20 protein-coding genes are annotated in these 24,504 nt (G+C 30.3%); 14 read left to right on the plus strand and 6 right to left on the minus strand.

Features of this window, described 5'->3' with window-relative positions:
- Positions 1-90: 90 nt before the first annotated feature.
- The 8 genes from BT797_RS22075 (at position 91) to BT797_RS22110 (ending at position 10,845) form a co-directional block, all read left to right on the plus strand.
- The gene (locus BT797_RS22075) at positions 91-726 is read left to right on the plus strand and encodes a ParA family protein (RefSeq protein ID WP_075473552.1); all 636 of its coding nucleotides are present in this window, start codon (positions 91-93) and stop codon (positions 724-726) included.
- Between the two features lie 36 nt (positions 727-762).
- On the plus strand, positions 763-1,014 hold the full coding sequence (locus tag BT797_RS22080) for a hypothetical protein (RefSeq protein WP_075473553.1): 252 nt from the start codon (positions 763-765) through the stop codon (positions 1,012-1,014).
- A gap of 652 nt (positions 1,015-1,666) precedes the next feature.
- Complete coding sequence (locus BT797_RS22085; protein ID WP_075473554.1) at positions 1,667-1,936, plus strand: hypothetical protein; 270 nt, start codon at positions 1,667-1,669, stop codon at positions 1,934-1,936.
- A gap of 14 nt (positions 1,937-1,950) precedes the next feature.
- Entirely contained in the window at positions 1,951-3,036 is a 1,086-nt protein-coding gene (locus BT797_RS22090) for a hypothetical protein (protein WP_075473555.1), read from the plus strand.
- Positions 3,037-3,215: 179 nt separating this feature from the next.
- Positions 3,216-6,029: an MFS transporter gene (locus BT797_RS22095; protein WP_075473556.1), complete on the plus strand. Its 2,814-nt coding sequence runs from the start codon at positions 3,216-3,218 to the stop codon at positions 6,027-6,029.
- A 140-nt stretch (positions 6,030-6,169) separates the two neighbouring features.
- On the plus strand, positions 6,170-8,629 hold the full coding sequence (locus tag BT797_RS22100) for a hypothetical protein (protein ID WP_075473557.1): 2,460 nt from the start codon (positions 6,170-6,172) through the stop codon (positions 8,627-8,629).
- 112 nt (positions 8,630-8,741) lie between these two features.
- On the plus strand, positions 8,742-9,482 hold the full coding sequence (locus BT797_RS22105; RefSeq protein WP_075473558.1) for a hypothetical protein: 741 nt from the start codon (positions 8,742-8,744) through the stop codon (positions 9,480-9,482).
- A gap of 127 nt (positions 9,483-9,609) precedes the next feature.
- Entirely contained in the window at positions 9,610-10,845 is a 1,236-nt protein-coding gene (locus tag BT797_RS22110) for a hypothetical protein (RefSeq protein WP_075473559.1), read from the plus strand.
- Between the two features lie 39 nt (positions 10,846-10,884).
- On the opposite strand, the gene BT797_RS22115 is transcribed toward BT797_RS22110, so the two are convergent.
- Entirely contained in the window at positions 10,885-11,610 is a 726-nt protein-coding gene (locus BT797_RS22115; RefSeq protein ID WP_075473560.1) for a hypothetical protein, read from the minus strand.
- A 291-nt stretch (positions 11,611-11,901) separates the two neighbouring features.
- On the opposite strand from BT797_RS22115, the gene BT797_RS22120 reads away from it, so the two are divergent.
- Entirely contained in the window at positions 11,902-13,059 is a 1,158-nt protein-coding gene (locus BT797_RS22120; protein WP_075473561.1) for a hypothetical protein, read from the plus strand.
- A 190-nt stretch (positions 13,060-13,249) separates the two neighbouring features.
- Positions 13,250-16,246, plus strand: a complete 2,997-nt coding sequence (locus tag BT797_RS22125) for an Eco57I restriction-modification methylase domain-containing protein (RefSeq protein ID WP_075473562.1) — start codon at positions 13,250-13,252, stop codon at positions 16,244-16,246.
- A gap of 48 nt (positions 16,247-16,294) precedes the next feature.
- Here the strand turns inward: BT797_RS22125 and BT797_RS22130 are convergent, their stop codons facing one another.
- From BT797_RS22130 to BT797_RS22140, 3 genes are all read right to left on the minus strand, one after another.
- A complete protein-coding gene (locus tag BT797_RS22130) occupies positions 16,295-17,923 on the minus strand; it encodes an N-6 DNA methylase (RefSeq protein ID WP_217650849.1) in 1,629 nt (542 codons plus the stop codon).
- Positions 17,910-18,098 (minus strand): hypothetical protein, encoded by a 189-nt coding sequence (locus BT797_RS22135; RefSeq protein ID WP_075473564.1) that lies wholly within the window; start codon positions 18,096-18,098, stop codon positions 17,910-17,912. Before BT797_RS22135 ends, BT797_RS22130 begins: the two co-directional genes overlap by 14 nt.
- An 84-nt stretch (positions 18,099-18,182) precedes the next feature.
- Positions 18,183-19,727, minus strand: a complete 1,545-nt coding sequence (locus tag BT797_RS22140; protein ID WP_075473565.1) for a zincin-like metallopeptidase domain-containing protein — start codon at positions 19,725-19,727, stop codon at positions 18,183-18,185.
- A 343-nt stretch (positions 19,728-20,070) separates the two neighbouring features.
- Here BT797_RS22140 and kwaA point away from each other — a divergent pair, with 343 nt between their 5' ends.
- The gene (gene kwaA, locus BT797_RS22145) at positions 20,071-20,652 is read left to right on the plus strand and encodes an anti-phage protein KwaA (RefSeq protein WP_075473566.1); all 582 of its coding nucleotides are present in this window, start codon (positions 20,071-20,073) and stop codon (positions 20,650-20,652) included.
- Positions 20,649-21,620, plus strand: a complete 972-nt coding sequence (gene kwaB / locus BT797_RS22150) for an anti-phage protein KwaB (protein ID WP_075473567.1) — start codon at positions 20,649-20,651, stop codon at positions 21,618-21,620. The genes kwaA and kwaB overlap by 4 nt, the downstream gene beginning before the upstream one ends.
- Before the next feature lie 15 nt (positions 21,621-21,635).
- Here kwaB and BT797_RS22155 read toward each other — a convergent pair whose 3' ends face one another.
- On the minus strand, positions 21,636-22,373 hold the full coding sequence (locus BT797_RS22155; protein ID WP_075473568.1) for an endonuclease: 738 nt from the start codon (positions 22,371-22,373) through the stop codon (positions 21,636-21,638).
- Between the two features lie 319 nt (positions 22,374-22,692).
- Positions 22,693-23,154: a hypothetical protein gene (locus BT797_RS22160; protein WP_075473569.1), complete on the minus strand. Its 462-nt coding sequence runs from the start codon at positions 23,152-23,154 to the stop codon at positions 22,693-22,695.
- 245 nt (positions 23,155-23,399) lie between these two features.
- On the opposite strand from BT797_RS22160, the gene BT797_RS22165 reads away from it, so the two are divergent.
- The gene (locus BT797_RS22165; RefSeq protein WP_075473570.1) at positions 23,400-23,702 is read left to right on the plus strand and encodes a hypothetical protein; all 303 of its coding nucleotides are present in this window, start codon (positions 23,400-23,402) and stop codon (positions 23,700-23,702) included.
- A complete protein-coding gene (locus BT797_RS22170; RefSeq protein WP_075473571.1) occupies positions 23,699-24,037 on the plus strand; it encodes a hypothetical protein in 339 nt (112 codons plus the stop codon). Before BT797_RS22165 ends, BT797_RS22170 begins: the two co-directional genes overlap by 4 nt.
- The last annotated feature ends 467 nt before the right edge of the window (positions 24,038-24,504 follow it).

The raw sequence follows: 24,504 nt of genomic DNA on the forward strand, positions 1-24,504 counted from the left end.
ACAAATATATATACATCTACTCTTGCAAAATCATAAGGTCCTGTTAATTTATACAGTAGGTAAGCAAATCAAACAAAAAAGGAAAAACATATGATTATTGCAATAGGTGGTACGAGTAAAGGCGGAATTGGAAAGACAATTACAGCGGCTTCTATAGCTCATTTACTGAAAGCTAAATTATTAGAAAATGACATCAGAGGTCAGCTTAAATGTATAGAAAATTTTAGAGAACATAGTGAACTTGAAAAGCTAGATGTTGAATATCCCAAAGATAAAAAAGAATTAATTAAAGCCCTAAAGAAATCAACAAAAAACAACTACATAGTTGTCGATTGCGGAGGCTATGACAGTGAATTAAATAGAGTCGTGATAGCTGCTGCTGATCTTATTATTTCTCCTTGCAAAAATAGCACATTAGAACATAGCTCACTTATTGAATTTCATAGTGTTATTGCTGCTGTATCGGTAAAAGTAAAACGTAAAATTAATGTACATATTTTAAGAAACCGTATTCATCCATCGACTACTAATTTTGAAGACTTTGAATATATTTCTACTGAGTTTGAACATTTCAAACTACTAAATACAGTTATTCGTCAACGTGTAGATTTTGAAAAAGCTATCGAAAGTGGTGCATCTGTTACAGAATTAAAAGCATATAAACACAACAAATCGACTAAAGAAATTAAAGCTCTAGTAGCAGAAATTAAAACTTTAGTGGCATAAATTAAATCACTAATTCAATTATAAAAAGGAAATATTATGAGCAACGTAAAAAACTTAAAAAGAATTGCAGAATTAGCATCACAAGATGCTCCATTCTCTGAAAATAAAAACATAAATAAAAATACAAACACAAAAACAGATAAGCTAGTAAGAAACGTACCAGACGTTCTAAAAGAGCAGCACAAGGAGCTTTTAGACAATGGCTATACAGAACTATCATTCAGTAAATTTATGATTGAAGCGACAGCTAAACAGCTTAAATCACTTAACAGAAAATATAACAAATGAGCTTGCTAGTCATAATTAAACTTAACACACAACTTAAAGAACAAGCTCTCTGATAAGATCTTGTTTTTAATCTCTAAACCGCAACTCGATTTTTTATTGTTTTAGTGTTTTCAAAACAATGAAAAATGAGTAACACAACTCTCTATATCCGTTTAATTAAAACCTTCAATACAAATTGCACAAATACAAACTCAGATACACTAGTAAGAAACGTACCAGACGTTCTAAAAGAGCCGCACAAGGAGCTTTTAGACAATGGCTATACAGAACTATCATTCAGTAAATTTATGATTAAAGCGATAGCTATACAGCTTAAATCACTTAACCGAAAATATAACAAATGAGCTGACTAATAGTGATGAAACTTAACACTAAAATTAAAAACAAAAACAAGATCTCTAAACCGCAACTCGATTTTTTATCGTTTTAGTGTTTTAAAAACAATAAAAAATGAGTAATACAATTCTCTATATCTGTTTAATATTAGATTAAAATCTTCTTTTTTACGAAAAACCAAAACTATTTCATTATAAAAAACCTTTAAAACTCACTCTAAAATCCATTCACAACAGCAATAACGACTTCTATTCTTTACAAATCTCTTATATATGAGCATATGTATAATTGTATGAAACATAAAGGAAAAAAGAAAATGGATTTATTAACAAAAACAAAAAACGATATTAAAGAGTCAAAAACAATCAGTCGCTATTTAAGTAAAAATCGTAAAGAGTTTAAAGTCGAAATTATTATTGATGAAGCGATATATCATTTAATTTTAAAACAAGACAATCGAACAATCTTGAAAGTCGGTACTTTCGTAAAAACAAGTAATTACATAAAAAGAACAGACTTTGATTTACAGACAAGACTTAATTATTCAGATAAGGATCTAATAATAATTTTTAACAATTTAGCATAAAAGGATTTAGCAAAATGAAAGCATTAATAAAAACAACACTACTTATAACAACACTAATTAGTGTAACAGCACAATCAGCATATGTAGCTGTAGTTCATGTACCAAAAAACCCGATAATCGAGCCAGTTGCACAACTATTAGTATCACAATCATTAGCCGATATGAGCGGATCATACAGTGTTAGTAACTCAGAACTTTACTACTCAGATACTATTCTCAGTGAAGAAGGTTGTAATGTTCAATTAGTTGGTGATGAAAAATCAGGAAGTTGGAAGTATTTCAACTCTCTAGGTTGCTCTGACAATGACACAATTACGTTTCTTGCTAAAGGTGGATTAACCAAGAAAATAGCTCTTTGGAATGGCGCTCCAACTTGTAAATATTGGGAAAATGAATGGTTAACAGCGGCACGAAATGGCACAGGAACTGGACTCATATACAATCCTGATAGCTGTTCAATAAATGGTTCTGCTATAAGATCTTTAATCAGCCACGACTCTATACCTGCTTATTATCTTGATTCAATTATTATAGATGTTCTAGGAGGTGGTGGTGAAGCTGGTCTTGAAGAAGGTGAAAGTATTGATTTACCCCCTGCTGAGGGAGAAGGAATTGGCGAAGGTGCTTCAAATCCTGAATTTAATCTCCCTCTGATCCAATATGTATTCGGTGATATTATCGTGGATTTTCCATTTTTAGTAAATTTGAATTTATTAAATTTAAGATATGTTTTGGGTGATAAAATAATACTTCGTGGTATGCAGAACATAACTAAATTCGACTTAAGTAAACTTCAAAACTATTATAATGCACCATTAGATATTAATGTTATGGGGGCAATGACAGCTACTGAATTAGACATTTCACGCCTACAGAATGCAGGTGTTATTGATATTTCATACACTAGTATTACTGATGTATCAAAATTCTATAGATTGAAATATGCTGAAATAATTACTAATAACGATAACGAATTGTATTTTCCACAAGTGACTATTTTTCCCTCTAAATATTCAGATTTTTGTAAAGGTGTTGTGTGGGGAAACATAACGTTTTCAAGCGCAAGATCTCAAGAGAACGCTGATAATGCTTGTCAGTAAAAACACAACAAAAGAAGTTACATAATATGTGGCTTTTTTATTGAAAAAAGAAAGTTAAATTTCATACCTAGAAATATTTTAAAGACCTGATTAACGGTCTTTTTTTTATGTCTAAATCCCCTTCTGTTGAGTTATACGAAAATTATGATAATTCTGTAATTATACAAAAGGAATTCGTCATGAAAATAAGAGCAATAATATTACTAACAATAACCATATTTTTATCGGGTTGTTATGACGAACCTTCTGATAAAGGCTGTATAACGAAATTTGATGAATTAACAATTAATACTCAAGAATGTATGTCAAAAAATAAGTATATGAGTTATCACAATGTTTATTATCTCGATGAAGATACTGATATTCATCAATTGAAAAAAGAAAATAATCTATTGAGTGCTGATGAAATAAACGTAAAGAATGCTCGTCAAGCGCTACTGGCTAAAGCATCTAAATCTAACTTAACAATTAAACAAAAATTCACAAAAACAGCGTGGCAAAGTATCGGTTATTATCTAGTGATTTTGATTATATTAGGTTCGATTTTTAAAACACTTACAAAAGGCTTTAACTTAGCAAAAACCTTGTCAATAGTGGGTAAGCAAGCAGTTCTAGGACTATTACTTTCATTATTAATGTTTACAAATATGGTTGAAGTTTATCAAAGTCGCACAGCAATGAAAGCAGGTGATCTCACCTTTAAAACTTTAGCTTCAATATCAACTTTTGAACAAAAAACTTCTAAGACAAATTTAATTTCATATCATAAGAATGAAGGACTTATTGACGTTAAATCATTACATGACATAAATATTTGCTTGAGTAATAACATTATAAATAATATCGAAAATATACAGTACAACTCAACAAATGTGTATACCAAATATTTTAATACTGAAAAAGAATTATATGATTTCTTTAAAAGTAAAAACAAACCTTACATTAAGAACTTCGAAGAACGTAAAAATCAAAAAATCAGTTACATAATTGGTGAAGCAGGTTTTGTCAGTAAAGTGTTATTTGCTGATTGTGGAGTTGCTAATTTTCCAAACAAAATAATTAGCAATGATTTTTTAGAAGTGATGAAAACTATTCGTTTTAAAGAGATTCTTCATGATTCAATTATAAATAATGATTTTGAAAATGGCTGGTTAAAAATAGAAAAAAATATGCGTGATAATTATGCATATTCTAATAAATTAATAAGTCGTTTAGTGCAGTTACTTATTCACTATACTATTGAATCTAAAAAAAGTGTTTTATTTGGTTCTGTGTTCACTGATTATCAAAAAATAAGTCCTAAAATCAAAGCTAAAAACTATGCAAATTTAGACTCATTCTTCAAAAATTCTGATGAAATTTACAGAAAGATAAATGAAGTTGCTTGTTTGAAAAATGAAGAGCTTGCAAGAGATACAAAAAATGAACTTGATGATTATATAGAAGGGGATCACACAGCAATAACAGAGTTTAATTGTATAGATTTTCATGATAATAAAATTGATTTAGCTATAGACGATATTCATATTTATAGAACTGATCAGAGTCGTGATGAATCTATCACATTCGTCAATGCTGAAATTGAATTTGCGCTTGAAGAATCAATTCCCCTTGTAGAAGCAAGTTATCCCCATATTGTTAAAAAGTATGAAGAAATGAATCTTCATTTTTTAAAAAAGGTTGATAGCTTTTACGATGATCAGTTAGATCTTGCAGAGTATATAAACGAGGGAAATACATCTGCTGGTAAGTTTTACAGATACTTAAATAAAAGAGGAGATAAATACGAACATCTTTTTTCAGAAATTGTTGATGTCGTAGACATTGATTTTAGACAATCATTACCAAACTATTCAAACGCAAGTTTAAATGCAACTGATGTTCATTATTATAATACTGCTTTTGTAAATGCGTTTATGCACCCAATAACAGATAAAATAGATTATGAACATTCTGCTAAGACAACAAATATCGCTTCAAACGCTCTTGAATACTCCGTAGACAGTTCTAATTTAAATATAGATACAGACATTTTACTTACAACAAAGAACGTAAAGAACGTGCTTTTATCAACATTTGAAAGCAGTCAAAAAGTTTTCGCTGGAATAAAAAGACTAAGTTGTAAAAACTCTGAAGAAAGTTGTCTTGAACAAATGAGTAAGCAGGACGGTGTAATAGAAATTAATAATTTATCATCGAATCTCGATACACTAGGAAAAGGTCTACTTGTTCAAGGGTTAGCGGCAAAAGGAACTCAAATGGGCTTAGAAATGGTTACTAAGTCTCCAAAGCAGCCTAAAGCACAATTTGGTAAAAGAAAGTTTTCTGCTAAAACAAGACCTTCTCGAATCAGTAAACAGTTCATTAATATGCTTAAAGTTGTTAGCAATACTCAAATTTATATCGGCGGTGTTGCAATTGTCATGGCTGGAACTATTAATTTAATTCATGAAATTAGTGTGATGATTATGTTATCTATAATGTCTAAACAATTATTGATTCTGTCGGTCACTGGAATTTTAATGATTGTTACGATTCTAAAGGGTTATTTCACTAACTTCTTTAAAATGGAAGAAGAGTATAAAACCACAAATCTAGCTCTTTTTTTCTTGTTCACATTCCCCATAGTTATCAAAGTTTCTAGTATGTTTATTCTGTTTTTGCTACATGTGATTTTAAACGTAGGTTTAGACTTTTTACCAATGTTGCTTAAGAGTGTACTAGGTAAATTTTCGGGCAATATTTTAGCTGAAATATTAGGATACGGACTCTGTTTATTTATATTAGTTTTTGGTGTTTTGTCTGGTTATATGTGGATAGCACGATACATTTTAGATAGATTTACAGCAATGACGTTTGGAACAATTAAAGGAACATTTACAAAAACATCAGAAGATTTAGAGTCAGTAAAATCAGTTACTAAAATTGCAACGGGAGCGGCTGCAATTTCTAAACTTGATGATGTTAAAAAACAAAAACAACAAGCTACATAAAAACATTCAAAAAAGTAATAATTATTTAATAGTGTAAATTTTTAAAAGGCTGATAATTCGGTCTTTTTTTTATGTCTAAATCCCCTTCTGTTGAATTATACGAAAATTATGATAAATCTGTAATTATAAAAGGATTTATTATGAAAAATGAAAAGCTGACAAAAAAGATATTTTTACACGAAATTGATTCAACTAAAGAAATTATTTATTCGTCTTTAAAACTTAAAGAAAAAGGCATTCTTTATTTTTTTAGTATGCTTTTGTTTGTCATTATCAACGTATCTTTTGCAGCAGCAAACACTTCTGTTCTACCCGATTCAGCTAGTAATTCAGTATTAACTGAAATGCTACATGTGATTATGCCAGCTTCAAATAACACTGGTATAAGCCCGAACTCATACTTATCAAATGATGTTTCAACACACTATTTCAATCTAATTTCTAATGTGTTTTCAGTAATAGAATATATAGTTTATTTCATTCTTTTATTTTCAGTCGCTGAATGTCTTTCTCAAATTTTACACACAAATAAGATAAAAACAGATTCAAGAAACAAAGTTATTATTTTAACTTTATTGTTATTGAGCTTCGCTAAAGAATCTCGATTTGAAGTAGAAAATGACGCTGGCTATAAAGTTTCGCTTGGATTTTATCAATATTTTGCATTTCAAGTTTTTGGGGAAACATTTGAGAATTTAGAAAAAGAACTAGAATCAAATCAAAATCACCTTGTAGATATTTCATCAATACAATTAGCTGATCCTTACGAGTTTGAAGACGATTTTCTTAAAGTGTTGAAAGTATATTTACTTCATCAAAACAAGCCTTCTGATGGTGAAAATTATAACTTAAATGTTACTTTCAAAGATGGAGAGTATTTAGTTACATTCTTCCTCGGTGGTGCGAGTAATACAATAACAATTCAGAGCAATCCTATATTAAATAGTTATGCTGAAAATCTCCGTATAGACCTTTTAGTTAAAGAAAAAAAGATGGTTGAAGACTATATTAAAGCTTTGTTTTTACATGCTGAAAAAATTAATAAAAACGTATCTAATTACACAGAAGTTTTCGAAAATCTCAAATCTAGTGACTTTACTGATTCAGAGAATATTCTTAACAAAAAAGACCTTTTCCCAAAACCAGTAAATGAGTATTGCGAAGAGATTTATGATGTGAATTTGGCTGGTACGGGGTTACTTGATTTTAATATATACTTAAAGATATCAAGTATGTGTGCCTCTAAAAACTTTTTAGAGTCTCAATATAGTAATAGTTATTATGATGCTGCTGATGTGTTCTCAGATAATGCTTTAAACAACAGAAATGTTATGCCGTTCGGCAATCAAAACACTGAGCTTTTATATAATGATTTACTATCTTTCACCAAGTCTTTATGTGCTAATTCAGGTTATTTAGCTTGTTCAGAAGCGGTTCAAATAACGTCACGAGCTAATTCAGAAATTTATAGAGGATTAGGTTTGTTATCCCCTTTCGTAAAATCAATGAACAACGTGTTTTCAAGCTATTTTGATTACACTAATCTACTTTTCGACTCTCGAAATTTTAAGCAACAATATGTATCTATTCCATATTTCAGTGATAATTCAGATCATAGTAGTAATATCATTTTCAACGTGAAAATAAAGAATCACGATGATGATCATAACGGAAAAATCATACCTTTTGATCTTCTAATTGATTTAAATAAGTTGGCTATCCCGAATGCTAAAGAAATTGTAAAATCAAAGTTGGGGAAATCTTTAATAGATCCAATTTACAGGGCTAAAACTTGTTTAAAATACTCTAGAATGATTAAGAATAATTATAAATGTAACAGTCAAAGTAAAGAATTTACAGACTTAAGTAGTGAATTAATAAAAATGAGCTGGATTATAAAAATTGCTAATACGTTTAATAATTCAGCAAGTAATTCTAATGGTTTTGTCGCTGGACAAGCTAAAAAATTAACGTCTAAAACGGCTAAAAATATTTCAAAGCTTTTAGTGCCGTTATCAGTTAATAATTCATTCAAAGATACAAACTACTCACAAAATTCAACAGTTAGTAATGTAGTTCTTACAACACTGATTCTAACGAAGTATGGATCAGGCTTATTACTAGCTTTAGCCCCTGTAGCTACTCTTTTTCTAGCAGTTGGTTATTTGGGTTACTATCTAGTAATTGGAATGAAGTTTCATTTAACCTTAAGAGTGCTTAAAGATCTTTATCTGTTGTTAGTGTTTATTGCATTTTTACCAATGATTTTATTTGTTGCGGTTAGAAATCACAGCTCGGTTGGTTTACAAAAAATAGGCATAGAATTTGTAGGTAGAATCCTGAAAATTGTAGTTGTGGGATATGTAACTTTAAACTGTGATACGACTGTAGATTTATTGCTAGCTATGCATATTGATTACACCTACGAAATCATTGAAAACATAAACTCATTCGAAGATCTACTTTCAAATATCTTTATGTACTGCGCTTATCTTGTAGCAAGTTTTATCATTCTAAAAAGTTCTGTAGGGACATTCTTATATGTGAATGATACTCTGTTTGATAATCTCTTGAAATCGAATGAAACTCACGAACAATAAACCTTTCAAAAAAGATAAAACCTCTTAGATTTCAATTGCAAAGCGTTAATTATTACTTCTAAACTTTACATTTCCCCTTTTAATGATATTTAAATTAAAAAGGGAGATAATTATGAATAATACAATTACAGTAAAAACAAACAATCAAGATTTATACAATTACATACTTACAATAACTAAATTAAAGCCGCTTGCTAGACCTATTTTTTCAGAGCAATTATGCACTGTTATAAAATCAGGATTGGTAAAAGATTGGACGATTTCGATTAAAGAATTGAAATTACTAATCCCTCAATTGACTAAATCTGTATTATATCAATTTAAGTCAGTAGGTGAATTTACAGGTGTTTTTTCTAGTTCAGATAGAGAAACTATCACTCTTCACAATAATCTATTTTCGGCAAATGGTGAACTGAAAAACTATAGACTTACACTTGAATATAGAAATGGTTTAAGAACGTTATTTAATCCAAGTTTAACTAAATATTCACACATAGTTATTGGTATGGGTGCTGACGGTAAAACTTATCTTTCTGACTTAACTACAACTACATTATCTTCGCTAAGACCAAGTTCATTTTATGAAGTGCTTTCTCATTTTGAAGATAATCAATTAACGGATACTCAGAATAAAATGCTCTTTGAAAATATTGGAATTAACATTCGTTCTCAATATTTTCAGTTAAGTAAACTCACCAGTTTATCGGTTACTTTTAAACGTAATTATAAGAATTATATACTTAATACGAATATGATTAAGTCTAGTCAGTGGTTGAAAAGTATAAATAATCAGAGTTTTATGATTAATTATACTTTCAGAGATAAAATTATTACTACTAGCCCAACTCTATAATTTCTTTTAAATAATACGATTTATAATCACTTCGAAAATGGTTATAAATTTATTTGTATACTCACTCTTCAAATATCTCTAAAAAATGATATTCATATTATATGTGTCATAAAAAAAGGAGAATATTATGAGTGCGGAACAAAAGGATTTAATAGATACAGAAAAACTAACAAATACAGATCAGAACTTAGATAAACAGCAAGATGAAGAACCTGTTGTTGATGACGTTAAATTTGGCTCTGATAAAGAAGAAGTTGAAAATATCTCAACTGAAATTCTTCCATCTGAACCACAAAAACCTAATGCTAAAAAAATATTGGCAAAATCAAAAGAAGAACTCGAAGAAGAATTAAAAGTATCTATAGACCGTGAAAAATACTTAAAAGATACAAAAGATGAAATGTTTAAAAGCTTTGAAAAGAAAGGTAACATTTACTTTTTAGAGGGTAAAACTTCAATAAAAACTGAAAATTATCGTCTTGAATCGAATAAAAAGGGTGTTAAAAATGCCAATTGTAGCCCTTATTCAAGCCCTCTGGTTTTTGCTAAATGTTTGTCTGATGTAAAAGTTAAACACATTGATAAATTTCCGATAGTTGATGGTAGTTTAGATAATTTAGAACAAGCTTTCTTGTTAATTCAAGAGAAAGATTTGTTTAGTCTCGATGAAATAACGTTGGGTAAAGATGTTGATCAAAGTGTTAGAGAAATGCTTGAACGTATTAAGACTAAAAACAATGTTGAATTAGGTGTGGGCCAGGATAACAAACAAGGTCAAACAGCTACAAATGATGATGTTAAATTTGGTGATAATAAACAAGAATCTACTCAATCTCTCGAAGATAAAAAAGAAGATAAAACAAAATCTTCGGCTGAATTAACTGATGATGACATTGCAAACTTCGGTGATTACGGATCTTATACTCTAGATGAAGCGTTAGAATCAGATCCCGAATTAGAAAAACACATAGAAAAAAATACAAAACAATTTGATAAAGAAAATCTTGATGATCTAGATTTAGATAGTGATGTTTCGAAAAATAAACATCCAACAAATCCTGTTGTAACAGAGGAAGCTTTAGATTTTGATGAAGAGCAGCTTGAAGCTGATAGTGTTTTAGATTTTGATGAAGATAAACCAGAATTAGATAACGACATTGATTTTGATGAATATTCACCTGAAAAGCCATCTTTAAAACCAGAATCAAAACCAGAAAAACCGACTGTTCTTAGCAGTTTAGAAAGTGAAAAATCTGTTCTTTTAAATGATTTAAAATCAGAATGTCATGTTGAAAAACCTGAGCCTAAATCTGCGAATACTAATAAAAACACGAAGACCAATCGAATATCTAATAAACCTTAAAGGCATATATATAAAAAAGAGCCTTTATTGGCTCTCTTTTTATTTTAATGCGGATGAGAGCAGACATTGAAAGATAAAGATTTCAGGATGATTTATCACTGAATGAGATTTATCAAATGACTCGTGTGTATCTGTAATCGCTCTACTGCCTCTGATGCAATTTATAGCTGTTATTTCTAAACTCTCCCCCTTATCTATACTCATAACTTTAAAGTCATTATCGACTCTATACTGCACTTTCTGATAAAGCTCTTTGTCATTTTTAGATAATGATAAAACAAGCATTTGAAAGAGCTTAAATGTTAAACCTACTCTCTCTAATTCGGCACTAAATTTATCTTTAAGCTGTGTTTGTCTATTTAAACAATTAAGAATTAATACAAGGTTGTCTTTATAAATAACTGTTGCAGATTGATGTTTCTCAATTCGATTAATTATTGATTCAAATCTTGGTTCATTCAGTTCAGAAATGTGCTTTACAATTTTTAAATCTAAATACATAGATTCTATTTCTTTATAATTTTCACTACTTTTAATATAAGTATCATTAAGCTCTGCTAGTGTTTTCTTCTTTTTGTTTTGATTTAACAAAAGCTCAAGCTTTGCAATCTGTGTTTCAAACTCACTATTTTTTATTAGGAGTGGTAGAACGATTTCAGGTTCTAATCCCAGTAATTCAAGTCTCTGAATTAATCTGTATTGACTCTCATATTTGTTCAAGTCATGTATTTTATTTCTGTATGTTGTTTCTTTTGTATCACTCATAACGATTCCTTTTATTATTTGTTAATCCTAATATCAATAAAACATACAAATAAATTTATACAATATCACCTTCTAAAAATTACACTTTAGGATATACAAATGTATATCCATTTGTATATCTCCTTGTATATCCATCGTTTCATTAAAAAACCTTTAATCTAGACTTAAACACTAATTTTAACCTCTCTGTTTTATTATAAATAACCAGAAATGAAGCAATCACTTACCTTTATAATATTTTGATCTATATGAAAATTATGATAAATAAATAATATAGAAAAGGATAAAAATATGAATGAAAATAATAAACCTAGAGTTATTCAAGCTTTAGATAAGTTCAAAATACATTACAGAAATAATCAGAAAAAAGTTCAGCTAGGTGTAGATGTTGAAATTGATTTAAAGGGGATTCAAGTGCAAAAAGTTACTGCAACGAATACCATGATATTAATAAGGTTTCCTGACGTTATTATGAATCAGCCAGTGCCAGCCAAAAGAGGTAAAGATTTAAAATCTGTGAGAGGGATATTTGAATATTTATGTGAAAAATTCTCATCGGTTAGTTATCAGGAAGATGTTTCAGAATCGCAGTACGCCAAAATTATAGATTTGGATTGTGAGCGTGACATGTGTGTTGTTTTTGATGAAAACCAAGAGAAACTACAACAATCAAAACAAACTTTAAGTAATAAAAAACGAAAAAATCCAGACATGTTTTTTGAAATATCAAAGAACACACAATTTCCATCCACTTTTAAGTTTCGATGTGATGAATCATTCTTATTTGTCCTTGAATCTCATTGTCACATTGATTATATAGCAGGTTTTAAAACGTTTAAAAATAAAGATATAACAGTCAAAACAAACGATGGTGTAATTGATCATTTTGACGATTATAAAATGAATGTTTGTTTAATGTTTTTGCTGAATAAGTTCTGTAAGAAATCATACAGTGTTCAATCATTTGAAATTGATAGTGCCTTAATTAATTTAATGACTATTCGAATCCCTGAACCTGATGAAGATGATGAAGATCAGACACAGATTAATGTTAAACCTATTTTTGATGATGTTGCTTACAATCGTTTTTTTGAAAAGTATGAATTAAATTATTCGAGCGATAAATTTGTTAATGAAGTGCTTAAAAATATGGAAGGTTTAGCATTTTATAACTATCAGAATGAATGTAGTAAAAAAGCTATGGTTCACGATAAAAACATAATGCTAATTAGAAAAGCTATTAATCAGTTTTACAATGAAAAAGAAATTAATAGAGATATGTTAGTTGATAATTACTCTAGTAATTACGATGATCACTTACATCAATTATTCATGTTTTTGTTTAGTAAATATTTGAATTTGTACTTTAAACATAATGTTGTTTTAGATACTTTTAAATCTAAAAGTGAATCACAGCCCAAAGCATCAAAGAAGAAAAATAAGCTTTAATCTCAACCATCTGACTAGATAACTTCAATGACTTTTGTTTTATCTGTACTACCTCAAGATATTGATAACACTAATGTATTGGTTAGTTATGCCCAATATGCGATACTTTGGCCAATAAAGGACCGATTTATAAGCTTAAGATCCAGCTATAAAATCCTAAATTGAACGTTATTGTAGGTGAGATGATTTAATGGACGAGAAATTACAATTACAACTGTTAGTGGATAAATATGATAATGATTCCGATTACTACCAGTCAAAAAAATACAATGAAACACAGCTCCGAACTGATTTTTTAGACCATTTCTTTTCCATTTTAGGTTGGGACATCACTAATGCTAAAGGTAAACCAACAAATGAACGTGAAGTTTTAGTCGAAGAAGGGCTAAAAGCAAAAGCTGGAGCTAATACAAAAAAACCTGATTATACTTTTAGACTATATTCTGACAGAAAGTTTTTTGTTGAGGCTAAAAAGCCAAGTGTTGATGTATCTATTGATCATGAACCAGCGAAACAAGTAAGGCGTTACGGTTTTACGGCTAAACTTAAAATATCAGTCCTGTCTAACTTTGAATATACCGCCATATACGACTGTTCAAATCAAGTAAATGAAAGCGATCAAGTTTCTAATTCAAGAATAAAGCTATACCATTATACTGAATTAATTCATAACATAGATGAAATCAAAGCTCTGATAGGTCGAGAAAGTGTTTACTCTGGTCAGTTTGATTCAGAGTGGTCTAGCATTGAAAATAAGATACTAAAATTCAGTGTTGATGATTTATTTCTTAAACAAATTAATGAATGGCGTTTGTTACTAGCTCAGGAATTTCTTTCTATTAAAAACGAGCTTAGTGAAGAGAAACTAAATGACTTAACTCAAAATTATATTAATAGCATTGTATTTTTACGTGTATGTGAAGATAGGGATTTAGAAGAATATGAAACTCTTCATCACTATGCCGAAGCTAAAGATTACAAATCTTTAGTCTCTAAACTTAAGCAATCAGATAAAAAATATAATTCAGGACTATTTTCTCTTGAGTATATTGAAGAGTTAATTAGTAATGTGGATTCGTCTATCTGGACGATAATCGAACAACTTTATTTCCCACAAAGCACCTATTCTTTTTCTGTTTTCTCTTCCGATATACTTGGTAATATTTATGAGGTATTTTTAAGCGAAAGAATCCGTATAACTGTTAATGGTGATGTAGAAATTCAACCAAAAGCAGAACATATTGATCGAGATGTTGTAACTACTCCAAATCACGTAGTTAAAGATATTATTAGAAATACTGTAACCGAATTCTGTAAGGGTAAATCAGATCAACAGATCTTCGACTCAAAATTTGCCGATATAGCTTGTGGCTCTGGTGCATTCATTGTTGAGGTATTTCAAACGCTTCAAGATATTCTAATAGATTATTATCTGGTACATGATAAGAGCAAGCTTCAACAATTAGCAGAACATACATTCAAGTTAAAATTATCAGTTAAAAAACAAATTCTATGTAAATGTATCTATGGAATAGACAAAGATTACAACGCAACAAAAGCTTGTTCATTTGGTTTGTTATTGAAATTGCTTGAAGGTGAATCAAAAGACACTATCGGGAAAGCAACGCCAATCCTGCCGAATCTAGATACAAATATCTTATTTGGCAATAGCTTGATTGATAATGATGACAAAATAAACAAGAAAGAGATTGTATCAATAAATCCTTTCGACATTCAAAACTATAAGTTTGATGTGATTGTTGGGAATCCGCCATACATGGCGACTGAACATATGAAACAACTTATTCCAACTGAATATGCTGCTTACAAAAAGAAATATAAATCAGCTTTTAAACAGTTTGATAAATACTTCCTTTTTGTTGAACGTTCTATGCAAGTTTTAAACGAAGGAGGTATGTTAGGTTACATACTTCCGTCAAAATTTACTAAAGTTGGCTCAGGTAAAAATTTAAGAAAATTACTTACAGATAATAAGTATTTATCCAAATTAGTAGCATTTGGTTCTTATCAAGTATTCAAAGATAAAACCACTTATACGTGTCTGTTGTTTTTAAAAAAATCTCAACAAAATAGCTTTTCTTTTTACGAAGTAAAAGACTTTAAAAAGTGGCTAACTCGTGAAGATAAATCAACACTTTCTAGTGTATATGAAACAAAAAACCTTAACTCTGATACTTGGATTTTAGAAAAGAAAACCAATGACATTTTAGAGAAAATGCTAAATATATCTAAACCTCTGGAAGAAATCTTAGGTAAAGGTGCTATTGCAAACGGTATTCAAACAAGTGCTAATAAATACTACATTCATAAAGAAACTAAAAGTGATAGTAACTACGTGTTCTTTGAGTATAAAGGAAAGGAATACTTTGTAGAAAAAGCATTAACTAGACCTTATTTTGCGACTAGTCGTTCAGCAGAAGATCACTTCTACACATATAAAGATGTTCAGCCAAATTCATTTGTTATTTACCCATATAAAAAAGTTGGTGGAAAGATTTTATTTATAGAATATGAAGAGCTTAAAGCAGATTATCCTAAAATATTTGAATTTATACATATCGTAAAAGAAGGGTTAACTGCTGAAAAACGTTCTATTGAACCAGAACCAACAGGACCAAATGAATGGCATAGGTACGGTCGTAATCAAGCATTAGAAAATTGTGATGTTGACCAAAAGTTAATTGTAGGTATTTTATCTAGCGGTTATAAATACTCAATCGACAATCACCGTACATTTGTTGCATCAGGTGGTACAGCAGGTTATAGCATCATAAATATACCTAGTGATTGTGAATACTCTATTTACTACATTCAAGCATTACTATCTTCAAAGTACCTTGAATGGTTTTCTTCAATTTACGGTGAAGTATTTAGAGGGGGATTTGTCGCTCGTGGTACAAAAGTTCAAACCAGAATGCCGATTCCAACGATTGATTTTTCTAATGTAGGAGAAGCCTCTAAACATAAAACGATTAGTAATTTACAGAAAGAGCTAAACTCTATCTATACGAAAATACTAAAAGCCGATGTTCGTGAGAAAATTATTTTAGAAAGACAATTTGAAGCAGGTAAAATCAAAATGGCTAATTTAATTAAAAAACTTTTCAATTTAGGTGATCTTGATAAAGATATCCCATCAATAGAAGAGCTATACAAATCATTGTAAAGGCTTAAATAGTGGTGCAACTCAAACAATTAGTTGCACCACTCAATACTAGTTACGCTGTCTTCTATCCCTTAATTTTTTCCATATGTTAAGGAGCTTTTCATTATCTTTTTCAGTAAAGCCAAGCTTAGTTAGAATAATTTTGCCTTGTTGCCTCATTACTTCTTCAATATTACCTTCCTTGATTAACTCATTAATTTCATGAGTTTTATGATCAAGACCTTCTACGATTGGAATATACAATTTGTTAATTTCTGATGGTACTAATTCGAGAACTCCACCACCATAAAATCGCCCTTCTAACTCTGCTGTTATTGCCGTTAATGGGTTTAGAAAGCTACACACTAAATTCTCTGCACTAGTGAAGGTCGAAGTAACACGATAAGCTGTATCAGTTGTGTATGCCTCAACTTGATTGTGAATTAACCGTGGTGCAGTGTGGCAACGTTTCAACATTCCTATTTCGGTACTGTAAACCGATGGCACAGTATACCAAGGCTCACGAATACGGCACTTATATCGTTCATGGTATTCTTCTGACTTCCCTAGCTCAATATAAGCTTTGACACGTTCAGGCAAATCTTCAAACTTGTCTTCTATGTATAGAAAGTTTGTTGGTAACTCCTTTTCCTGATTGGTATTGTGCTGTTCATCATTATACAAAATTCCGGGGCAATGCTGACTCTTACCAAACATAGGGTGAGCATAGCTTTGCAATTCATATTCATTGACAGTTTTGTTGTCTACAAGAAAGAACTTATTTGCCCCTGTAACAATCCCTACGGCTACTTTTGCTATATCTTTAAATTGATGTACATCATCATGACTGATTATCTTTTTAATAAGCGACAGTTCATCAGCATCGAGTATCGCTTTAGTCCATTTACCAGCGACAGTTTCACCATTAATCCCAACTGTATTGTTAAATAAGACATTAGGATCTTCTTTCAGGAATTCAAATCCACTAACATTTACGACACCTACGCCTTCCGATTTTTGGTCTTTTTTCTGCTTCTTTTCAGCTAATATTATTACAGCCCCTTGCAGAGTATCTTCGAACCAAATTTCTTTAGGGTCTATAATAACTATTTTTGAACAAACTTCACCGATATAGCTTCGTAGTGATTGAGCATGCATAACATGACCAATTTCTGATGGAATAACCATTCCCATTCTTCCACCATCTTTCAGTAATGCTAACGAAGATAATAGAAAAGGAACCCAAGCATTTGTATGTTTAGTAAACTTTAAATCTAATTGTTTAAAAACTAATTCCGTTTGCTTCTGAAAATCTTTTTCAAGAAATTGATATCTAATAAAAGGAGGATTGCCTAGAACACCATCAAAACATGGTTTCTTTTTTGCCATTGCTTTATTAGCCCAAACTAAAAAATCACCTTCGGTAACAGAGGCATTTTTAAGTTTGATATCACTGCAAAGCTGTTTAGCTTTTACAGCTTCTGTATCAAATAATTCAAAACAGGATAGGTTAATATTTTTATCACAATTATTATTACCAAGTGCCTTAATAAATACTCCATCACCACAGCTAGGTTCTAGAATGTTTTTAGGATTATTACTCAAAACCCACTTCGTAACATAATCAGCTAAATTTTGTGGTGTGTAATAACCACCTCTTAATTTTTGATCGGTTTGATCTGCTTTAAACTTCATCATTTACCTTCGAAAAGCTTTTAATTAGCTCATTCTTTTTTTCGTCAATATGCTTTTGTGCTTTGTCTATAAACCAATCTTTAAGGGTTTTTTGTTCCATTGCTAGTATTGAATAAAGTGTTTTCTTTAATTCAGGATCTACTTCTAGAACTATACGTCCAGATTCACCTTTCGCCATGACAAGTAACCTATGTAATGTTTGTTATGTACCTTATGTTACATAGGTTACATCATTTTAAAGCGGTCCAAAAGATAAATTTATCTATATAGAGTTTCGTGAACGCTTGGTATTTTTCTTTTTATCATTTAACTCAGGATTATCCAAAGCCTGTTCTTGAGCTAATTTACGCTCTTGCTCTTTTTCTCGAAGCTTCTCACCACTTACTTCAACTTTTGCTTTTGAATATTTCTGTAAATCGAGTTTTAATTTAGCTGATAACTCTTCACGGTCTTTGTCATTGATCGGTGACTTATCATTTATAGCTTCATTAAAGATTTTCATATCAGATTCAGGAATTTGAATTAAATCAGGATTGTCTAAATCGACTATTGCCGTGAATGTCTTTGAAGAGTTCTTTTCAAGGGCAAAAGCAGCAGTTAATACATTGTCATTAAGTTGAACATCTTTAGCCAGTAAATCATTGTTTTGAAGCGTTTCTGCAACTCTTAATGTATATAAATCATTTAGAACATATTTTCCTGCTTCTAAACCATTATCAAAAACCCTTTTTAATGCTTTAGGATCATCTTTTATCTTGCTCCACCAACCTTTGTAATAGCCTTTATGAGCGCTACTTGTCGTTTTTATACCAAGTGTTTTAGCCGTAACAGCAGTGGATAATTCTACTGTACATTCTTCTTCCGCATAATCTTTGTCACTTCTCGGTTTGAAAAAACCAACTTTAGGATCACCATTATCATCTGTAGCATATTTGAACCTATTGAGCTTTCTAGGGTGTCCTGTCGAATGCTTTGTTTCATGAATGGTTATTACAGCATAAGATTCAGCATTATAATAAGTCTCATAATTAGCTAATTTAATTCCATCAGTGCCGTAGTTGTAAGCAGATTGAGCACGATTTTCAATAGTCTCATATTCAATATCATTTGATCTTTGAATCTCTAATGCGAGGTCATACACTTCTTTACTGTGTTCTTCTGGACTCATTGTAACGTTTTTAAGTCTCTCGAATTCACGACAATAATAACTATTTTTCTTATATGAATCGGGTAAATGTTCATAGACTTGATCGATAGAATAAACAGCAGTAAAGGGGCGAAGTTTCTTCTCGTAATATCCTTCTTCCCACTTCTCTTTATCAGTCATTCCTTCTGTTTCTGCTAGAAAATCATTCTTCTTCATCTTCACAAATTCACCGTTTGCTTTTTTACTATATAAAGAGTATTTTTGATGAATATTACCGTTCTTTTTTAATCCCGTTAGGATCTGTCTTGTAGTAAGTTTTTTAGAAGCTTCGGGTAAAATCTTTCTGACTTCTTCATCGTTAAAATATGATTCAAGACCTTTTAAAGTGTGATATTGAGGAATAAGCGTATCTTTATCTGTTTGGGTTAATGCTATGATAAAAGTGTTAAGTTCATTGTAAGGTTTACCTTTAAAATTTCTAGGCTCTCCTGCCACCTTTTTTTTATGTTGACCTACTTTAATTTGATTATCTGTTAGACCAATTTGATTATCTTTATCATCAACAGAATCGAAATAATCATTCATATATACATAAAGTTTTTCATACGTTGTTTTCTTCTTCGGGTATTTTTTTTGAGATTTACTTTTGTTAACAGCCATAATATTTATCTCCTTTTTTTACTGCTTAAGATCTAAATATCATGATTATTATTTTTTTAAAGTTACCTCTGGTTTTGATAAGTTATTTTTCTAATAAGTAGTATATATAATGAGTTTAAATACTTTTTCGTATGCTGATTTTTAAACGGCATAAAAAGACCTTTTCATACTTGGTGATAACCAAATATAAAAAACTAGAAACCCTTTTGATGTTTATAAATAGAAATTAGTATGTGATGATGGGTTTCGTGAAGTGATTTTTTATCAGTGTATTAGCTGCTTATTTTCTGGATACGCTTGTGGCAAGGTCTAAATTGGTTCGCTTTATAGCTAGGAGGCTTTAATGATACGCAGGAAGGTAGGATTATACGTCATTTCACTATGGCTTCTGTTTTTACTCGTAATTATCATAACGGTAAAAATCCCTTTTTGTTGGGGTGATAATTGTCATTTCATTGGTTTTAATCAACTCAATACCGCTATTGTAATACCTATAATTTGCTTGGCTTGCTTACTATGGGGAATATACGAGTTCAAGCGTTTTAAGTTTGATATTGAAGGGACAACTAATATCCCCTTTAAATTAGTTAAAGTTGAAAGCATTAATTATGAACACCTAACTTTTTTAGCTACATATATTATTCCATTAGTAACTTTTGATTTTGAAAGTGTTAGGTATTTAATTGTATTAGCTTTATTATTATTTTTCATGGGGGTAATTTACATTAAAACAGATTTGTTTTATGCAAACCCTTCATTAGCTTTACTAGGGTTTCATATTTATAAAGCAGATGGATTATTTAAGGGTGATGATACTAGAGAAAATATTATTATTATCACAAGATCGAAGTTAAGAAAAAACGAACGAGTATCATATATCAAACTCGATGAAAGAATTTATTACGGAGCGATGATTGAATCATGAATAAGGAAGAACTGAATACGAAGTTGAAATATTTTCAAGATAATATAGAGCAGATAGGAGCTGCTGTTTACGTTCTACTTAGAGGTGAAACCACTCCTAAAAAACTCGATATTAAATCAGATGATCTTCCTAGCATTAAAAAGATGTTTGTTGATAGTCTCGGTAGTGAAATTATATCAAAGGAAGATGTTTCCCTAGTCTTATTATCCACATCAGATGAAAGAAAAAATGTTATATATGAATATGACATTGAGGTTCCTGAATCTCTTCAATGCTTGCAAGATGTAACTAGTTCAGATGATCATGAACTGTTTAACTTACAAGATGATAATATCAATTCAGTAGTGGCAATGATCATCGAATTAGGTGATGAACATAAGCAAGTTGTTTTGTTTAAAACAATGGCTCAAGTTAATATTTATGGAAGATCTAGTTTTTTCTTGAAGAAATCACCTCAAAGATTCGAAGAGTTAAAAGAAGAGTTTTTTCGGATAAGTCCTAACTTTCATTTACTCCAAATTGATAATTCTTTATTAGTTTTAAGTTTAGATACGTTAGAAAAGTCGTTTGGCTTTCAGGAAGTAATTAAAAAGGAAGCTAAACTAGGTGTAGAAGCTATAGAAGCGATTTCTTTAGTAGAGAATCCTGAGACATTACATGAGCTGATAGATAATGTAACAACTGCAAGGAAGCTTACTAAAGTAGCTAAAGCATCCCCTGTCTTAAAATCAGGCATTGAAAATGACAAAATCATTCAATTTTGTAAATCTTTTCCAAAATTAAAAGGTAAAATAAGATTTAATGCAGATGGTGATAAAATCCAACTTGATACTAAGGTGTCTAAAACCCTGTTTATACAGTTATTAATGGATGATTTCCTCACATCAGAGCTAACAAAATTTCATTATACAAGTCTTGCTAAAGATGGCGCTGATGAAGATCTTGCAGTTGAGGTTGAGGAAACTTAAGATTAACTCCTATTATCACTTCCTATTCTCGCATTGGGATTGCACAACGTTGTTTTTATTTCCTTGTAGTTGTGCAATCGTTTTAGCTCTTTGACATTCCCATTCAGTAACGGGGTACATTTTATCCCACGCATTCATCAATTGACGTTGTGACTTACTCATTTTGTAACGAGAATATGTATCTTCCATGTATAAATAAGTTCGTGCTATACGCCCTCTAGCTGATTCTGGTGGCTCTGCTTTTCGGTTGTCAATCTTCATATTACAACTACCAAAATCACTTTTTTCAGCAGGTAACATAGTAAAATTGTAATTACTTCTTAATGCATTTACAGCACCAATTGCAGGGTAAAGGTTAAACATATCGGATTGCATATAGCGATATTCTTTATTCACTTTCTCTGCACATTTACGACCTTTGAAGCTCTTACCTTTACTATTCACGCACAGCTTATTACCACTACGCCACTCTTCGAATGTTCTACCGAAATTTTCAGCAGGAACAACATGTTCCCACTCAATTTTTTTAGCCCGTTTAACATATTTATCTGTGTGAAATTCTTTAGGCGGAGTTACCTTTTTTTTACTATCAAATTCAGCATTACAATACAAAGTAACTCGATGATTTTGATACACTTCTCTTTCAAGTATTTTTTTAGCTTTGCTAAATGAATCAATCGTTTGGTTTGCAGCGATTGAGGATAAAGAACTGAATGATAGTATTAATAGTAATGAGATTTGGGAGTATTTCATTTTATAAATCCGTTTTGATATGCTGAATAATTCAAATGATAATCTTTAAAGTTAAACGGTATTATAATATTTATTACATAGCTACATAGTTTTTAAAATCAGTTAAAATTTAACCATAAAAAACACCTCTTAAAGAGATGCTTTATCGTTTTAATCGTTACATTTATCATTGTTCTCATTTCTACATTTTGTACAAACATAATAATATTCAGTTGTTTGGTTTAAATCGCTAATGTTTGATGATTCTGTAAAAACACGATGTTCTGTTTCTATGTTTTTAGTACATTTGCAGAACATTCTTATTTTACCTTCATATGTTTTACACATTCACTTCTCCTTGAGTTTGTTTTAATCTGCTCAACGTTGTTACGTGAATAAATACACACCATTTAAATATCGGTAGAGCGATTAAAACCATTGATTGAGCTGATTGCGGTATCATCATTTTAGGTTCGTTATAAACCCAAATAGATAGCATTTGAAAAGTTGTTATGACAATCATTATGTAGATAACATTTGAGTGCTCTTTACAGAGATTAATTAACTTATCTATTCTTTTATTATGTTGCCTATTAGCACAACTTAAAATTAAATTTAGAGTGATCAATAACGATATCATCATCTCCCAAGTGCCGATTTCATTTCTACTATTTACAGTTACGACCATTGCCATTGTAGATAGTATTGCTAAAAATGGTGTGAACGAAACCATTCTATAATTTAGCGTTTTAATCGTTTCAAAAGAGCTAATCCAGTTTTTTATTTTGTTTAGTGTTTTCATAGTTATTTCCTTCTGTTAGTTATGTAGTTTCCTACTCTTATTGTCATACCACTCCAGATAAATCTGTCAAAAAAAAAGCCATTTTTTTATTTTTTTGAGTTTTTTACATCTATTTATAACGCATCTTTTTTACCTGTTCTTAAGCATTATTCCCCTATTGAAGTCATCAAAAATAATTTCAAAAGCACTAGCAGATTTGCAAAAAAACAAATGCATGTTCTTCTATGACTACGGGAGGAAAACAAATGGCAATTGAAAATTTAGAAAAGCATCTTAAGGAAATAGCTATTAGCATTATTGATGAAAATGTAATGACTTTAGAAGAAATGCATGATTTAGAAAAATCTATAAGAGTTTCTGAATCAAAAAACAAAGATCATCATCACGCAATAGCGAAAACGATAGCTGTATTTAAAGTATCTAATTCTAATTATAAAAATACACAGGGAAAAGTGAATTATATAAGTAAGAAAGCGGATCGCTTAATACATAAAAAAATTAAGAATCTTAAAATCGTTAAACAAAAAATTAAAAGGAAAAAAGGATGATGAAATTATTACTAATATTGACATTAATTATGTCTACACAAGTAACACTAGCAAATCCAATTTCGGTTACAGAATCAAAATGGTTTAAAACTGATTCAGGTGTTTACTACAAGTACAAAGCTTTCAAATACCCAATCAGTAGATACAATCCCTACGGCTCTAGAGTAGATTACTCGTTACAGTGTTTCACTGGCTATCCGAATAACCCTTATACAAATGGTTCACAAAATCATTTATCTCTAGTTAACAATAACTCTATCTCTTTAAGCGAAGGTAATGAGAAACTTTGCAAAGTGCATACAGCAATGAACTACAATGCTGCTAATCCTAAGTAGGAATAATCAGATACAAAAAACACAATATAGTGTTTCTGGGGAGGTATTTTATTTTTTGAATTTCAAAACAAAAAAATAATCATTGACCAACACCGCCTTTGAGTGGTAAGCTAATGTAACGCTCATTGATGTGAGCCAGTAATATCATTCGTAAACAGTGAATGTTGTAAATCGAAAAGACAGTTTGGAAAGTTAAATACTGTGTAACAAGGAATGTTGTAAAAACAGTAAAGTTAAATGCCTCAATGCTTTATAGCTTTTTGCATTTTGACTACCAGACAAACGTTAAATCGTTTGTCAAACACGATGATTATTAGTTTCAATAAATGAGGAATTGAATTAGAGATAGTTAAAAATAATACGAAATACATTACTGATTAGACCATTATTATAATATTGTTAATTATATTTTGGGGTTGATCCATCTATTGATATTTAACTATCAATAGGACTATGTTTTTATGTAT

Source organism: Moritella viscosa (assembly GCF_900120065.1).
Classification (GTDB): domain Bacteria; phylum Pseudomonadota; class Gammaproteobacteria; order Enterobacterales; family Moritellaceae; genus Moritella; species Moritella viscosa.

Coding starts and splice junctions, on each gene's coding strand:
- BT797_RS22075 (WP_075473552.1), top strand. CDS start 91: ATGATTATTGCAATAGGTGGTACGAGTAAAGGCGGAATTGGAAAGACA.
- BT797_RS22080 (WP_075473553.1), top strand. CDS start 763: ATGAGCAACGTAAAAAACTTAAAAAGAATTGCAGAATTAGCATCACAA.
- BT797_RS22085 (WP_075473554.1), top strand. CDS start 1,667: ATGGATTTATTAACAAAAACAAAAAACGATATTAAAGAGTCAAAAACA.
- BT797_RS22090 (WP_075473555.1), top strand. CDS start 1,951: ATGAAAGCATTAATAAAAACAACACTACTTATAACAACACTAATTAGT.
- BT797_RS22095 (WP_075473556.1), top strand. CDS start 3,216: ATGAAAATAAGAGCAATAATATTACTAACAATAACCATATTTTTATCG.
- BT797_RS22100 (WP_075473557.1), top strand. CDS start 6,170: ATGAAAAATGAAAAGCTGACAAAAAAGATATTTTTACACGAAATTGAT.
- BT797_RS22105 (WP_075473558.1), top strand. CDS start 8,742: ATGAATAATACAATTACAGTAAAAACAAACAATCAAGATTTATACAAT.
- BT797_RS22110 (WP_075473559.1), top strand. CDS start 9,610: ATGAGTGCGGAACAAAAGGATTTAATAGATACAGAAAAACTAACAAAT.
- BT797_RS22115 (WP_075473560.1), bottom strand. CDS start 11,610: ATGAGTGATACAAAAGAAACAACATACAGAAATAAAATACATGACTTG.
- BT797_RS22120 (WP_075473561.1), top strand. CDS start 11,902: ATGAATGAAAATAATAAACCTAGAGTTATTCAAGCTTTAGATAAGTTC.
- BT797_RS22125 (WP_075473562.1), top strand. CDS start 13,250: ATGGACGAGAAATTACAATTACAACTGTTAGTGGATAAATATGATAAT.
- BT797_RS22130 (WP_217650849.1), bottom strand. CDS start 17,923: ATGATGAAGTTTAAAGCAGATCAAACCGATCAAAAATTAAGAGGTGGT.
- BT797_RS22135 (WP_075473564.1), bottom strand. CDS start 18,098: ATGGCGAAAGGTGAATCTGGACGTATAGTTCTAGAAGTAGATCCTGAA.
- BT797_RS22140 (WP_075473565.1), bottom strand. CDS start 19,727: ATGGCTGTTAACAAAAGTAAATCTCAAAAAAAATACCCGAAGAAGAAA.
- kwaA (WP_075473566.1), top strand. CDS start 20,071: ATGATACGCAGGAAGGTAGGATTATACGTCATTTCACTATGGCTTCTG.
- kwaB (WP_075473567.1), top strand. CDS start 20,649: ATGAATAAGGAAGAACTGAATACGAAGTTGAAATATTTTCAAGATAAT.
- BT797_RS22155 (WP_075473568.1), bottom strand. CDS start 22,373: ATGAAATACTCCCAAATCTCATTACTATTAATACTATCATTCAGTTCT.
- BT797_RS22160 (WP_075473569.1), bottom strand. CDS start 23,154: ATGAAAACACTAAACAAAATAAAAAACTGGATTAGCTCTTTTGAAACG.
- BT797_RS22165 (WP_075473570.1), top strand. CDS start 23,400: ATGGCAATTGAAAATTTAGAAAAGCATCTTAAGGAAATAGCTATTAGC.
- BT797_RS22170 (WP_075473571.1), top strand. CDS start 23,699: ATGATGAAATTATTACTAATATTGACATTAATTATGTCTACACAAGTA.